The sequence below is a fragment of the Micromonospora sp. U21 genome, assembly GCF_018070045.1.
Taxonomy (GTDB): Bacteria; Actinomycetota; Actinomycetes; order Mycobacteriales; family Micromonosporaceae; genus Micromonospora.
The window spans coordinates 22,313-35,380 of sequence record NZ_JAGPYK010000047.1; the positions used below are offsets into that span (position 1 = coordinate 22,313).

The 13,068-nt window shown below is 72.7% G+C and carries 12 protein-coding genes; 8 read left to right on the forward strand and 4 right to left on the reverse strand.

All coding sequences use genetic code 11. From position 1 onward, the window contains the following. The first annotated feature begins 38 nt into the window (after positions 1-38). Both KBX63_RS32725 and KBX63_RS32730 read left to right on the forward strand, forming a co-directional pair. On the forward strand, positions 39-1,622 hold the full coding sequence (locus KBX63_RS32725; RefSeq protein ID WP_210918052.1) for a methylmalonyl-CoA mutase: 1,584 nt from the start codon (positions 39-41) through the stop codon (positions 1,620-1,622). A gap of 544 nt (positions 1,623-2,166) precedes the next feature. Continuing rightward, positions 2,167-3,426, forward strand: a complete 1,260-nt coding sequence (locus KBX63_RS32730) for an amidohydrolase (protein WP_210918053.1) — start codon at positions 2,167-2,169, stop codon at positions 3,424-3,426. Here the strand turns inward: KBX63_RS32730 and KBX63_RS32735 are convergent. Beyond that, a complete protein-coding gene (locus KBX63_RS32735) occupies positions 3,383-4,345 on the reverse strand; it encodes a DUF4349 domain-containing protein (RefSeq protein ID WP_210918080.1) in 963 nt (320 codons plus the stop codon). The two genes, KBX63_RS32730 and KBX63_RS32735, sit on opposite strands and share 44 nt — an antisense overlap. Positions 4,346-4,438: 93 nt before the next feature. Between KBX63_RS32735 and KBX63_RS32740 the strand changes: the two genes are divergently transcribed. The 4 genes from KBX63_RS32740 (at position 4,439) to KBX63_RS32755 (ending at position 7,965) form a co-directional block, all read left to right on the forward strand. Next, positions 4,439-5,068: an MBL fold metallo-hydrolase gene (locus KBX63_RS32740; protein ID WP_210918054.1), complete on the forward strand. Its 630-nt coding sequence runs from the start codon at positions 4,439-4,441 to the stop codon at positions 5,066-5,068. Positions 5,069-5,072: 4 nt separating this feature from the next. Then, complete coding sequence (locus tag KBX63_RS32745) at positions 5,073-6,035, forward strand: hypothetical protein (RefSeq protein WP_210918056.1); 963 nt, start codon at positions 5,073-5,075, stop codon at positions 6,033-6,035. Positions 6,036-6,169: 134 nt separating this feature from the next. Beyond that, entirely contained in the window at positions 6,170-6,910 is a 741-nt protein-coding gene (locus tag KBX63_RS32750) for a hypothetical protein (protein WP_210918058.1), read from the forward strand. A 95-nt stretch (positions 6,911-7,005) separates the two neighbouring features. Continuing rightward, entirely contained in the window at positions 7,006-7,965 is a 960-nt protein-coding gene (locus KBX63_RS32755; RefSeq protein ID WP_210918063.1) for a GNAT family N-acetyltransferase, read from the forward strand. Positions 7,966-8,037: 72 nt separating this feature from the next. Here the strand turns inward: KBX63_RS32755 and KBX63_RS32760 are convergent, their stop codons facing one another. Then, positions 8,038-8,493, reverse strand: coding sequence for a gamma-glutamylcyclotransferase (locus tag KBX63_RS32760; protein WP_210918065.1), 456 nt, complete (start codon positions 8,491-8,493; stop codon positions 8,038-8,040). Positions 8,494-8,599: 106 nt separating this feature from the next. Here KBX63_RS32760 and KBX63_RS32765 point away from each other — a divergent pair, with 106 nt between their 5' ends. After that, positions 8,600-10,003, forward strand: coding sequence for an NAD(P)H-quinone dehydrogenase (locus KBX63_RS32765; RefSeq protein WP_210918068.1), 1,404 nt, complete (start codon positions 8,600-8,602; stop codon positions 10,001-10,003). On the opposite strand, the gene KBX63_RS32770 is transcribed toward KBX63_RS32765, so the two are convergent. Continuing rightward, on the reverse strand, positions 9,981-10,619 hold the full coding sequence (locus KBX63_RS32770) for a DUF998 domain-containing protein (RefSeq protein ID WP_210918070.1): 639 nt from the start codon (positions 10,617-10,619) through the stop codon (positions 9,981-9,983). The genes KBX63_RS32765 and KBX63_RS32770 overlap by 23 nt on opposite strands. Positions 10,620-10,711: 92 nt before the next feature. Further along, positions 10,712-11,332 (reverse strand): DedA family protein, encoded by a 621-nt coding sequence (locus KBX63_RS32775; RefSeq protein WP_210918073.1) that lies wholly within the window; start codon positions 11,330-11,332, stop codon positions 10,712-10,714. 518 nt (positions 11,333-11,850) lie between these two features. Here KBX63_RS32775 and thrS point away from each other — a divergent pair. Then, positions 11,851-13,068 (forward strand): threonine--tRNA ligase (gene thrS, locus KBX63_RS32780; protein ID WP_210918076.1); only part of this gene is annotated, 1,218 nt, incomplete at its 3' end.

Consider the following 13,068-nt stretch of genomic DNA (forward strand, 5'->3'; position numbering starts at 1 on the left):
TCACCCGACGACACGCCCACGCGTCCTACCATCCGGGGATGAACGAACGGCGGTCAAGCGAGTCCGGTTTCCCGATCGAGGGCGTCTACACGGCGGCCGACCTTCCGGAGGACCTCGACTCCCGGCTGGGCGCACCCGGCGAGTTCCCGTACACCCGGGGGGTCTACCCCACGATGTACACCTCCCGTCCGTGGACCATGCGCCAGTACGCCGGCTTCGGCACCGCCACCGAGTCCAACGCGCGGTACCACCAGTTGTTGCGGGCCGGCACGATGGGCCTCTCCGTCGCCTTCGACCTGCCGACCCAGATGGGCTACGACTCGGACGAGCCGATCGCCCACGGCGAGGTCGGCAAGGTGGGCGTGGCCATCGACTCCATCGAGGACATGCGGCTGCTCTTCGCCGACATCCCGTTGGACAAGGTCTCCACCTCGATGACCATCAACGCCCCCGGATCGGTGCTGCTGCTGCTCTACCAGCTCGTCGCCGAGGAGAACGGGGTGCCGGGCTCGGCGCTGAACGGCACCATCCAGAACGACATCCTCAAGGAGTACATCGCCCGGGGGACGTACATCTTCCCGCCGAAGCCGTCGCTGCGCCTGGTGGCCGACACGTTCGCGTACTGCCGCAAGGAGGTGCCGAAGTGGAACACCATCTCCATCTCCGGCTACCACATGGCCGAGGCCGGCGCGACGCCCGCGCAGGAGATCGCGTTCACCCTGGCCAACGGCGTGGAGTACGTCCGGGCCGCGCTGGCCGCCGGGCTCGCGGTGGACGACTTCGCGCCCCGGCTGTCGTTCTTCTTCGTGGCCCGCACGACGCTGCTGGAGGAGGTGGCGAAGTTCCGCGCCGCCCGCAGGATCTGGGCCCGGTTGATGCGTGACGAATTCGGCGCCAAGGATCCGAAGTCGATGATGCTGCGCTTCCACACCCAGACCGCCGGCGTGCAGCTCACCGCCCAGCAGCCGGAGGTTAACCTGGTGCGGGTCGCGGTGCAGGGTCTCGGTGCGGTGCTCGGTGGCACCCAGTCGCTGCACACCAACAGCTTCGACGAGGCGATCGCGCTGCCCACCGAGAAGGCCGCCCGGCTCGCGCTGCGTACCCAGCAGGTGCTGGCGTACGAGACGGACCTGACCGCCACCGTCGACCCGTTCGCCGGCTCGTACGTGGTGGAGGCGATGACGGCCGAGATCGAGGCCGTCGCCGTCGAGTTGATGGAGCGGGTCGCGGATCACGGCTCGGCGGTGGACGCGATCGAGGCCGGCTTCCAGAAGCGCGAGATCGAGCAGTCCGCGTACCGGATCGCCCAGGAGATCGACTCGGGTGAGCGGGTGGTGGTCGGTCTCAACCGGTTCGCGGTCGACGAGGAGGAGCCGTACGAGCCGCTGCGGGTCGACCCGACGATCGAGGCGGCCCAGGCCGACCGGCTGGCCCGGCTGCGCGCCGAGCGGGACGCCAACGCGGTGGCGCGCACCCTGGCCGAGCTGCGGGCCGCCGCCGACGGCACGGAGAACGTGCTGTACCCGATGAGGGAGGCGCTGCGGGCCCGCGCCACGGTCGGTGAGGTCTGCGGGACGCTGCGCGAGGCGTGGGGGCTGTACCGGCCCACCGATCGGTTCTGATCGGCCGACCGGCCGTTCTCCCAGGTCAGAGCGGGTTTGTTCGGCCCGGGCAGAGCTACAGTCGGAAGCGGATCCTCCACCGGACGGGCCGAGGGCGGCGTGGCCCCCGACGGCGTCCGGGGTGTGTCCACCAGGTTTGGGGGTACCCCGACCGGGTGAACGGGGACGCACACCGTGTGCGGTCATGGCGGACGGGCGCGTGTGAGCGTCTTTTCCGGCTCGTTGCGGAGCGTGGTCGGCTTATTGTCGGAGTGTCAGTTCATCACCCCGACTAATGCGACAATTCGCAACGTGGGCCCGCTAGTGGCGCCGGATTCGTGACCGCTGAGATCGGTTACGCGTTGTAGGAGGTGAGGGGCAGATGACGGCGTTCGACCGTGATCTACCTGCTGTCCCGCGCATCTCCGAGCGCCCTCAGCAGGGCATACGTGACGCTGTGCGCTCTGATCATCACCGTAACGAGGTTGCGCAGCGTCACCGCCGGAGGTCTAGGCTGTCTGCTGTCCCCGATGATCCATCCATCTCTAGTGATCGAGAATTCGACGTGACGAGTGCGTTGACGCTGCCCACCGGCAGCCTGCTGGCGTCGTCCTGGCCGGAGCTGCGGCCCGGGTCCCAGCCCCTGCCCCGCGACCTGGACCACCTCCTCGCGCTCCGGGTACCCGGGCTGATCGCCACCCGCCGTCACATCCACTCGCACCCCGAGCTCTCCGGCACCGAGTTCGAGACGGCCGCCCTGATCGCCCGGGAACTCTCCCTGGCCGGATTGAACCCGCGACTGCTGCCCAAGGGCAACGGCGTGATCTGTGACGTCAACGGCCGGCCGGACGGCCCGGTCATCGCGCTGCGCGCCGACATCGACGCCCTGCCGCTGGACGACCCCAAGGACGTGCCCTACCGGTCCACGGTGGCAGGCGTCTGCCACGCCTGCGGGCACGACGTGCACACCTCGATCCTGCTCGGCGTCGGCATGCTGCTGGCCCAGCTCGCCGACCTCGGCGAGCTCGACGGCCGGGTCCGGCTCATCTTCCAGCCGGCCGAGGAGATCCTGCCCTGCGGCTCGCTGGAGGTCATCGAGGCCGGCGGCCTGGACGACGTGGTGCAGATCTTCGCGCTGCACTGCGACCCGAACCTGCCGGTGGGCCAGGTCGGCCTGCGGGTCGGCCCGATCACCGCGGCGGCCGACAACGTCACCGTCCGGCTCAGCGGCCCGGGTGGGCACACCGCCCGCCCGCACCTGACCGTCGACCTGGTCGACGCGCTCGGCCGGCTGATCACCGAGGTGCCCGCCCTGGTCAGCCGTCGGGTGCCGGCCAACAGCGGTCTGCTGCTGGTCTTCGGCCACGCATCGGCCGGCACCCGCTACAACGTCATCCCCTCCGAGGCGTCCGCCTCCGGCACCCTGCGGGTGATGGATCGCGACACCTGGGAACAGGCTCCCAAGATCGTGGCTCAGGTCGTCCGGGACGTGATCGCGCCGACCGGCGCGACGGTCGACCTGGAATACCTGCGTGGCCGGCCGCCGGTGTGCAACGACGCGCGGGCCATCCAGGTGCTGACCGGCGCCACCGCCGCCGCTCTCGGCCCGGACGGGATCGCCGAGACGCCGCAGAGCATGGGCGGCGAGGACTTCTCCTGGTACCTGGAGTACGTCCCCGGCGCCCTCGCCCGGCTCGGCGTGGGCCGTTCCGGGCCCAACGTCGACCTGCACCGCGCGTCCTTCGACGTCGACGAGGGGGCCATCCCGGCCGGCGTACGCGTCATGGTGCAGACCGCGCTGCGGGCACTGGCGGCGGTGCGCTGACCGGAGCGACCAGGGCCGGGGCCTTCTTCCGTCTGCGCAGCACCAGCAGCAGCACCGCCACCGGTACGCCGAGCGCCACCAGCCAGGGCAGCAGCGCGCCCAGCACGGTGAGCAGGACGGTCAGCGAGGCGACGAACGCCTTCCAGCCGCCCTTCAGCCCGACCAGGAAGCCGGTCTCGGTCTTCTCCTCGGTGCTCTTCGCCGCCGGCCCGGCCAGCGACACGGTGATCGTGGAGAGGGCGGTCAGGTCGGCCAGCCGCCGCTTCTTGGCCTCCAGCGACGCCAGGTCGGCCTCGCGGCGACCCAGCTCGTTTTCCAGCGACACCAGGTCGGTGATCGAGGTGGCTCGGGCGAGCAGCCGGCGAGCGCTGTCCACCCGGGCCCGCTGACTGGTGATCCGGGCGTCCAGGTCGATGGTCTCCTCGGTGACGTCCTGGGTGCTGATCTCCCGGCTCTCCTGCTTGCCGAGCTTCGCGATCTCCTCCACCACGCCGGCGAACTTCGCTGCCGGCACCCGCAGCTGCAACTCCGCCACCGCGTCTGCCTCTGCGCTGCGCCGCTGGTCGCCGCCGATGAAGCCACCCGACCGGGTGACCGCGGCGGCGACCTCACGGGCGGCGGCGTCCACATCGTCCACCTGTACTCGCATGGTTCCGGTGTAGATGATGGCCCGCTGGTCGACCCGCAGGTCCGGAGCGCCGGCCCCGCCCGCCTCCGGTGCCCCGGCGGCGCTGTCCTTGTCCGCCCCGCCGCCGTTGGCCGCCGGCGCCTCGGCCGCCGAGCCTGCCGTGTCCCGTGCCCCGCTGTCGCCGGCACCGCACCCTGTCAACGCCAGCACCGCCGCCAGTACCGTTGCCGCCAGCAGAGCGCCGCGCCGCCGTCCTGTCCGTCCGTCCATCCCCGCTCCCATCGTCGTCAGCCGGTGTGGCGATACCTCGGACGCGGCGCGCTCGTCGGCTGGTTCCGGCAGACTGCGCTGAGGACGTCACGATTCGATAATCGAGGAGTCACGATGCGGCTCACCAAGTACGCCCACTCCTGCATCCGCGTGGAACACGACGGGGGAGTGATCGTCGTCGACCCCGGAATGTTCAGCGACCCAGCGGCATTGGACGGTGCGGACGCGGTGCTGATCACCCACGAACATCCCGACCACCTCGATGTGGCGGCGGTGCGTATGCAACTCGACCGGCGACCGTTTCCGATCCACGGGCCCGCCTCGCTCGCCGGCACCCTGGGTGACGCGGCCGAGGCGTTGCGTCCGGTGACGGCCGGTGAGTCGTTCACCGCCGCCGGGGTGGCCGTCCGCGCCTACGGCGGGAAACACGCGGTGATCCACCCCGACCTCCCGGTGTTGGACAATCTCGGCTTCCTGATCAACGACGTGGTCTACCACCCGGGCGATGCCCTGGTGGTGCCGGAGGAGACGCCGGTCGACACGCTCTTCGCGCCGATCCACGCTCCCTGGTCGAAGTTCTCCGAGGTACTCGACTTCATCCGGGCGGTCGCCCCGCGCCGCGCGTACGCGCTGCACGACGGGCTGCTCAACGACAACGGGCTGGGCCTGCTCAATCGCCAGTACTCCGCGCTGTCCGGCACCGAGTACCAGCGCCTGGAGCCCGGTAGCCGGGTGGACGTCTGAGTCCATGCCCGGCCCCTCCCCCGAGCTGGTGCAGCAGCTCTACCGCACCCCACCGGAGCGGTTCGTGGCCGCCCGGGACGCCGCCGTGGCCGAGGCCCGCCGCGCCGGCGACCCGACCACCGCCCGGCAGCTGGCTCGGCTGCGCCGCCCCACGGTCGCCGCCTGGTTGGTGAACCTGCTCGCCATCCACCGTCCCGAGCTGGTCGCCGACCTGGTCCAGCTCGCCGACGCGCTGCGGACCGCCCAGCGGGAGCTGCGCGGGCCCCGACTCCGGGAGCTGTCCGGACAGCGCCGGGCGGTGGTCGGCGCCCTGGTGGCCGAGGTTCGCAAGCTCGCCGCGGCGGAGCCGGACGCGCCGCCGGCCGGCAAGCTGCCGTTGGCCGAGGTGGAGGCGACCCTGAACGCGGCGCTCTCCGATGCTGACGTCGCCGAGCAGGTCCGGTCCGGGCGGCTGCTGCGGTCGGCCACCTACGCCGGCTTCGGCGAGGTGCCCCGACCGCAGCTGCGGCTGGTCACCGGCGATGACGAGGAGCGGGCAGCGGAACGCCCGGCCCGCCGTCCGGGCGCCCAGCGGGCGGGTCCCGAAGCGGCCCCCCGTACCGACCGGGCCGCGGAGCGTGCCGAGCGGGCGGCCCGGGCCGAGCGGGCGCGGCAGCGCCGGGCACTGGACCGGGAACTGGCCAGGGCGCGGACCGACCAGGAGCGGGCCGAGGCCGGGTTGGCCGAGGCGACCGGGCAGGAGCGGGACGGCGCCGCCCTGCTCGACGAGATAGAGACCGAGCTGGCCGAGCTGGAGCGGCGGCGGGCGGTGGCGGAGCAGGATCTCAGCCGGGCCAAGCTGGCCCGGCGTGCGGCGGAGCGGGCCGTCACCGTGGCCCGGCGGCGCGCTGGCGAGGTGGAGGCGGCGGTTGAGGCGCTGGCGGCCGAAGAGGGGGATGCGAACTCGGGCGGTGGCCCGGCAGACTGACCATCGATGGACGACGACGAGTGGCCGGACCGTCCCGCGCCGGTGGTGCCGGATCGGGAGGCCGTCGTGGTCGGACGGTCGGTGTCCTGGTTGCCCGCGCTGACCGGGCCGGGGCGTCAAAGGGTGGCGCTCGGATGACACCGGAGCAGGTCGCCGCAGCCAGCAAGCCTGTCGCGCTCGACCTAGGCGACGTATTCAGTCGGTGCCCGACCACGCTGCGCCGGGCACGGCTGCTCGGCATCTCCGGCTGGGCCTTCTACATCAGCGGACGGGCCGGTGCGCTCGGCGACGTACGGGCCGAGACGGCCGCCGCGGCCCTCGGCTTCATCGCCCCGGACGCGGTCGCCGACGGCTGGGACGCGGCGGCCCGTGTCGTCCGGCCGGCCGAGGTCGCCGCCGCCAGCCTCGCCGAATGCTGCCGGTGGGGGGCGCAGCGGTTGGGCGCGTTGCCCGGCGTCGAGCGCCTGGCCGGGCTGGTCGAGCGGGCGGTGGCGGCGGCGGACTCCAGCGGCATGCCGCTCTTCGCCGCATGGCGGGCCATGCCACTGCCGGATGTCTCCCCGGGCGCCCGGAGCGCCGCCGGGCTGCGGCTGCTCCGCGAACACTTCACCGGCGCCTACCTGCTGGCCGTACGCGCCGCCGGGATGACCCCGCTCGAGGCCGTACTGGCCGGGCCGGAGGGGGAGGCCGGTGCGGTGGCCTGTGGCTGGCCGCCGCCGTACCCGCCGGTCGGGCCGCTGGTGCGTCGGCGGCTCTGGGCGGAGGCGGTCACCGACCGGCTGGCCGCACCGGCGTTCGCGGCGCTCGGCCCCGCCGACGGCATCGAGCTGGTGGAGCTGCTGCACCAGACCCGCGCTGACCTCATCCATCGGTGAAAGGAAGGGCCCCTTGTTGACGCCAGGCGTTAACAAGGGGCCCTTCCTTAAAAATGGGCGGCGTTCGCGGCGCCCGGCTGCCAGGATCACCTGCCGTGACCCTTCCCGCTGGCTGGACCATGCGCCGGCCCACCCTCGACGACGTGTCGGCGATCCTCTCGGTGGTGCACGCCGCCGACACCTTCGCCATCGGCCATCCCGACTTCGACGCCGAGGACGTCGCCGAGTCGCTGACCGCCCCCTTCTTCGACCCGGCCCGCGACTCCTGGCTGGCGGTGGACCCGGACGACACCGTGGTGGGCTGGGCGACCGTCGACAACCCGACCGGGGTGGGCAGGGAGTTCGTCGAGGTCTACGTCGATCCGGAGCGGGCCGCCGCGGTCCGGGCGCCGCTGCTGGCCCGGCAACTGGACCGGGTCGCCGAGCGGGCGGCCGAGCGGGTGCTGCCGGCACTCACCGTCCGCTGCGCGGTCTTCGCGCCGGAACGCGACTGGGAACGCGACCTGCGTGCCGTCGGGTTCACCCTGGCCAAGCGGTACGTCCGGATGCGCCGCACACTGGCCGATCTGCCCGCCGAGCTGCCATCGCCGCCCGGGGTGACGGTACGGCCGGTCCGTCCGGACGACGAGGCCGAGCTGCGGGAGTTCCACCGGATCCAGGACACCGCCTTCGGCGACACCCCGGATCACGAGCCGCTGTCGTACGAGCGGTGGCGGGCCCGGATCGGTGACGTGACCGCCTGGGACGAGTGGTTCGTCGCCGAGGTCGACGGGGTGGTGGCGGGCGTGTTGCAGTCCTCGGATCAGGCGCTCGACCAGCAGGAGGGCTTCGTGCGGAGCCTGGCGGTGCTGCCCGCGTACCGCCGGCGGGGGGTGGGCGCCGCGCTGCTGCGCCGCGCCTTCGCCCGCTACGCCGAGAAGGGCCGGCAGGCGGCCGGGCTGGGCGTGGACCTCACGAACCCGACCGCCCCGCTGTCGCTCTACCGGTCCGTGGGTCTGCGGGAGACCCGGTGGACCGACATGTACCAGCTGCTCGTCCCGGCCGCCGGTGTGTGATTGACGACGCCGGTCGGGCCCGACGGACGGTCCGGCCGGCGTTGGTAGCAGACTGGCAGCGTGCGACAGCCTCTAGGCCGACGCGGTGCCGGTGGGGCGGGACCGCAGCTCGGTGACGTAGTCGTCCGGCGCGCCCGCCTGCTCGGCGGCGGTCGCGATCTCGGAGAGATACCACGAGGTCGGCAGCCCGCCCTCGTAACCGTCGAAGACGTAGATCCACGCGGTCACGTCGCCGTCGAGGGTGGAGACCCGGACGTGCAGCTTGCGGTACGTGCCGGCGGTCACCCCCTCGATCTCGTCGAGCTGGGCGGCGTCGTACGGGTGGATGTCGTAGAGCGCCACGAAGACCCGGTCACCGGGGGACTCGACCAGGGTGCTCACCGCGCCCTCCCAGCCGATCACGTCCGCTCCGGCGAAGGTCAGCCGCCACCCCTCCAGCCAGCCGACACCCACCATCGGCGAATGCGGGCAGTAGGCGCGCATCCGGGCGGGATCCAGGTTTGAGCCGTAGGCGGCGTGAAGACGCACGGCGATGACGATAGCCGGACAGGCGGGTGGGGGAGAATACGACTGTGCGTGTCGGGTGCGTTCGGGAGAAGAAAGTCACTGTGAGCATCGACGAAGGGCAGACGCTGTGAGCCGGATCGTGATCATCGGCGGGGGGCCGGCCGGGTATGAGGCGGCGCTGGTCGCCGCTCAGCTGGACGCCGATGTCACCGTGGTGGAGGCCGACGGTGCGGGCGGGGCCTGCGTGCTCTCTGACTGCGTTCCGTCGAAGACCTTCATCGCCAGCTCGGAGGTGGTCACCGGCTACCGGGACACCGAAGAGTTCGGGGTGCACTCGGACGGCCTGGAGGCGGTCACCGTCGACGCGCGGGCGGTGCACGAGCGGGTCAAGCGGCTGGCGCTGGCGCAGTCCGCCGACATCCACGCCAAGCTGCTCAAGGCGGGGGTCGCCTTCGTGGCCGGCACGGCCCGGCTGGGCGAGGACACCCTGGGCCACACCCACCGGGTCATCGTCACCCCCGCCGACGGCGGCGAGGAATACTCGATCGCCGCGTCCACCGTGCTGGTGGCCACCGGCTCGACGCCCCGCCAGCTGCCCACCGCCGTACCGGACGGTGAGCGCATCCTGACCTGGCGCCAGGTGTACGACCTGCCCGAGCTGCCCGAGCATCTGATCGTGGTCGGCTCCGGCGTGACCGGTGCCGAGTTCGCCAGCGCGTACCTGGCGATGGGGGTCCAGGTCACCCTGGTCTCCAGCCGCGACCGGGTCATGCCGCACGAGGACGCCGACGCGGCGTCGGCCATCGAGCGGGTGTTCCGCAACCGGGGCATGAGCATCCTCAACAACTCCCGGGCCGACGCGGTCCGGCGTACGGCCGACGGCGTCGAGGTGGAGCTCTCCGACGGCCGCAAGGTCTCCGGCTCGCACGCCCTGATCGCGGTCGGTTCGATTCCGAACACCGCCAACCTGGGCCTCGCCGAGTACGGCGTGGAGCTGGGCCGGGGCGGCTACGTCACGGTCGACCGGGTGTCCCGGACCAATGTGCCCGGCATCTACGCCGCCGGTGACTGCACCGGCGTCCTGCTGCTGGCCAGCGTCGCCGCCATGCAGGGCCGGATCGCGATGTGGCACGCCCTCGGCGAGGCGGTCCGCCCGCTGCGGCTGCGGACCGTCGCGGCGAACGTCTTCACCGACCCGGAGTTGGCCACCGTGGGCGTCTCGCAGGACGAGGTGGATGCCGGCAAGGTGCCGGCCCGGCAGGTGATGCTGCCGCTGTCGGGCAACGCCCGGGCGAAGATGGACGACCTCTCCGACGGCTTCGTGAAGTTGTTCTGCCGGCCGGCAAGCGGTCAGGTCGTCGGCGGCGTGGTGGTCGCCCCGAAGGCCAGCGAGCTGATCCTGCCGATCACCATGGCGGTGGAGAACAACCTCACCGTCAACGAGCTGGCCCAGACCATCACCATCTACCCGAGCCTCTCCGGCTCGATCACCGAGGCGGCCCGTCAGCTCATGCTCCACGAGTTGGAGTGACGACCCACCGGGCGACGGGCGTCCGGGCCAGGGCCACCGCGACGGTACCGAGCACGGCGACCTCGGCGAGGATGAGCAGGCGTTCGGCCAGGCCGATCAGCAGGCGGTCGCCGGGGTAGGCGGACCAGATCATCGCCGCCGCCAGGGCCAGGCTGAGCACGACGAGGGTGCGCAGCATCCGGGCGGCGGGCGCCAGGTCGGGCCGGCGGGCGAGCAGCCAGCCGGCGGCCGGCAGCGCCAGGAAGGCGACCACCGAGGCGTACCGGTGCAGGTAGGCGGCGGTGGTCATGTCGGTGCCCGGTTCGTTCGTCGGCACGACCGCGGCCAGCACCAGCCCGGCCACCCACGCGCCGAGCAGCAGCTCGGCCGACCGACCGGGGGTCGGTTGGGGTGGGCCGGTGCGACGCAGCCCGTACAGCAGCGCCACGGTGGCGAGCGCGAGCACCACCATCGCGACGTCGATGACGCCACCCCGGTCGGAGACCGCGAAGTCGCTGATGGTCAGCGCCCACGGGTTGAGGTCGTCGTTGACTTCGAGGTGGCCGATCACGGTCAGCAGCGCCGCCAGGGCGATCCCGCCGAGGGCGAGCAGGCCGGTGCTCCGGGTTGCAGGCATGACTCAGCCTGTCGCTCCGGAGGCCCGAGGCGGATCCGGGACGGCCACCGAAATCGTCCCGGGGGACCACCCCTAGAGGCACCCGGGGTGCTTCAGTCGATGGGGATGTCGGCTGCGGCTGCGGCCCGGGCGTGCCGTGCGCTGACCAGCGTCATCGCCCACCCGGCGGCGGCGAAGCCGGCCGCCGCGGCGGTGGCGATGATGGCCAACCGCCAGGCCGACTCGGTGAGCGCGGTGCCGCCCAGGTGGCCGACCAGCGCGCCGTAGGTGGCCCAGCCCAGCGCGGCGACCGCCTCGTAGAGCACGAACAGCCGGTACGGGTAGCGGCTGCGGCCGGCTGAGAAGCAGGCCGCCATCCGCCCACCGGGCACGAACCGGCAGAGCAGAATGACCAGCGGCCCGGGTTGCCGCAACCCCTGGGTGACCCGGCTGGCGACCCGTCGCGCCCGGCTCGGTTCGGCGTGCCGGGGGGCCCGCCGGTCCGGTGCGCCGCGACCCAGCAGGTAGCAGGCCAGGTCGCCGGCGAAGACGCCGAGCGCGCCGACGGCGATGGTGACCGGCAGGCTGAGCCCACCGTAGACGGTGAGTGCACCGCTGGTGATCATGACGATCTGCGTGGGAATCACCGGGACGAAGGCGTCCGCGATCAGCAGGCCGAGCAGCACGAGGTACGCCCACGTCGGCGATGCGACGTCAGTCAGTAGTTCGGGCACGCGTGCCACCTCGCCGAATGCGGCCGATTGGGTGTCTCGAGCCTGACGGCGTGTCCGGCGTCACCGTGGACGGCCCCACCCCGCCGTGACCGTCGACACGACTGGGCCACCCAGGTACAACGAGGCGAACCGTCCTCGGGTGACGGTTCGCAGCCGTCCGCCCGGCCCGCGCCGGTCGGCGGATCGGCGTGCGTCGGCGTACCGTTGTCGGCGCGGCCCCGGCACCGTCGGGTCCCCCGTTCCTGACGTTCCGGGCCGCCCAGGGGCCGCCGGCGGGTCCCGCGCCGGCGGCCCGCCCTCCCCTCCGCCACGCCAAATCCGGGTGCGTCCCCGATGGCCCGACGGGTACGGTCGCCCCATGTGCAGCGCGGTAGTGGTGACCACGACGCCGGGTGTTCCCGGCGTGCCGCTCTGACGTAACCACCGTCGACCAGGCCCCGGGGCGATCCGCCCCCGAGGGCCGCGCGGCGTTCGGAGTCCAGGTCGCCTCCGGGTCGTACCCGATCCAGGAGCACGACATGATCGACCACCGTAAGCTCGGCAGGGAGCTGGACCTCTTCGTCTCCGACCCGCTGGCCGGCGCCGGCCTGCCGATCTGGCTGCCGGCCGGCGCCGCCGCCCGGCACGCCGTCGAGGAGTACGTCCGGGAGCTGGAGCGCCGATCCGGCCACCAGCACGTCTACTCGCCGCCGCTCGGCAAGCGCGAACTCTTCGAACTCTCCGGTCACCTCGGCTACTTCGCCGACGACATGTTCCCGCCGATGCGGCTGAGCGCCGACGACGAGTTCGTGCTCCGGCCCGCGCTCTGCCCGCACCACGCGCTGGTCTTCCGGGCCCGGGGCCGCTCCTACCGGGAGTTGCCGCTGCGGATCGCCGAGCTGGGCGGGATGTACCGCCCGGAGCGTTCCGGAGTGCTCGGCGGGCTGTCCCGGGTGCGTGCCATCTCGCTCAACGACGCGCACACCTTCTGTGCTCCGGACCAGGTGGGCGAGGAGGTCGTGGAGATCATGCGGCTGATCCAAGCCGCGCACGCCGCGCTCGGCGTCCGCCCGGCCGGCTTCCGGCTGTCGCTGCGCGGGCCGGGCGAGAAGTACGTAGGCGACGACGCGCAGTGGGCCCGAGCCGAGGAACTGCTCCGGGGCGCGCTGGCCGGGGTGGCGTACGTGGAGGCGCCCGGGGAGGCCGCGTTCTACGGCCCGAAGATCGATATCCAGATCGTCGACGCGGCCGGCCGGGAGTCGACCATCTCCACCATTCAGCTGGACTTCGACAAGCCGGAACGGTTCGACCTGTCGTACACCGACTCCGACGGCAGCCGGCGCCGGCCGGTGATGGTGCACCGCAGCCTGGTCGGCAGCATGGAGCGGCTGTTCGCGTACCTCATCGAGGTGCACCAGGGCGCCTTCCCGGCCTGGTACGCGCCGGTCCAGCTGGTGCTGCTGCCGGTGGACGACGGGCAGGCCGACGCGGCGGCCGAGCTGGCCCGGCGCGCCGTCGCCGCCGGGCTGCGGGTCGAGGTCGACGCTGCCGGCTCGTTGGGCGCCCGGATCCGGGACGCGGCCCGCCGCCGCGTCCCGTACCTCGGGGTGCTGGGTTCCCGGGAGGCGGCCGACGGGCACCTCGCCCTGCGCCTGCGCGGCGGCCGCACCCTGGATCCGATGCCCGCCGACGCCGCGCTCACCCTGATCGCCGATCAGGTCGCGACCCACGCAACCGACCTCCTCCCACCCCCACCC

Coding starts and splice junctions, on each gene's coding strand:
- KBX63_RS32725 (WP_210918052.1), top strand. CDS start 39: ATGAACGAACGGCGGTCAAGCGAGTCCGGTTTCCCGATCGAGGGCGTC.
- KBX63_RS32770 (WP_210918070.1), bottom strand. CDS start 10,619: ATGCCTGCAACCCGGAGCACCGGCCTGCTCGCCCTCGGCGGGATCGCC.
- KBX63_RS32750 (WP_210918058.1), top strand. CDS start 6,170: ATGACACCGGAGCAGGTCGCCGCAGCCAGCAAGCCTGTCGCGCTCGAC.
- KBX63_RS32740 (WP_210918054.1), top strand. CDS start 4,439: ATGCGGCTCACCAAGTACGCCCACTCCTGCATCCGCGTGGAACACGAC.
- KBX63_RS32745 (WP_210918056.1), top strand. CDS start 5,073: ATGCCCGGCCCCTCCCCCGAGCTGGTGCAGCAGCTCTACCGCACCCCA.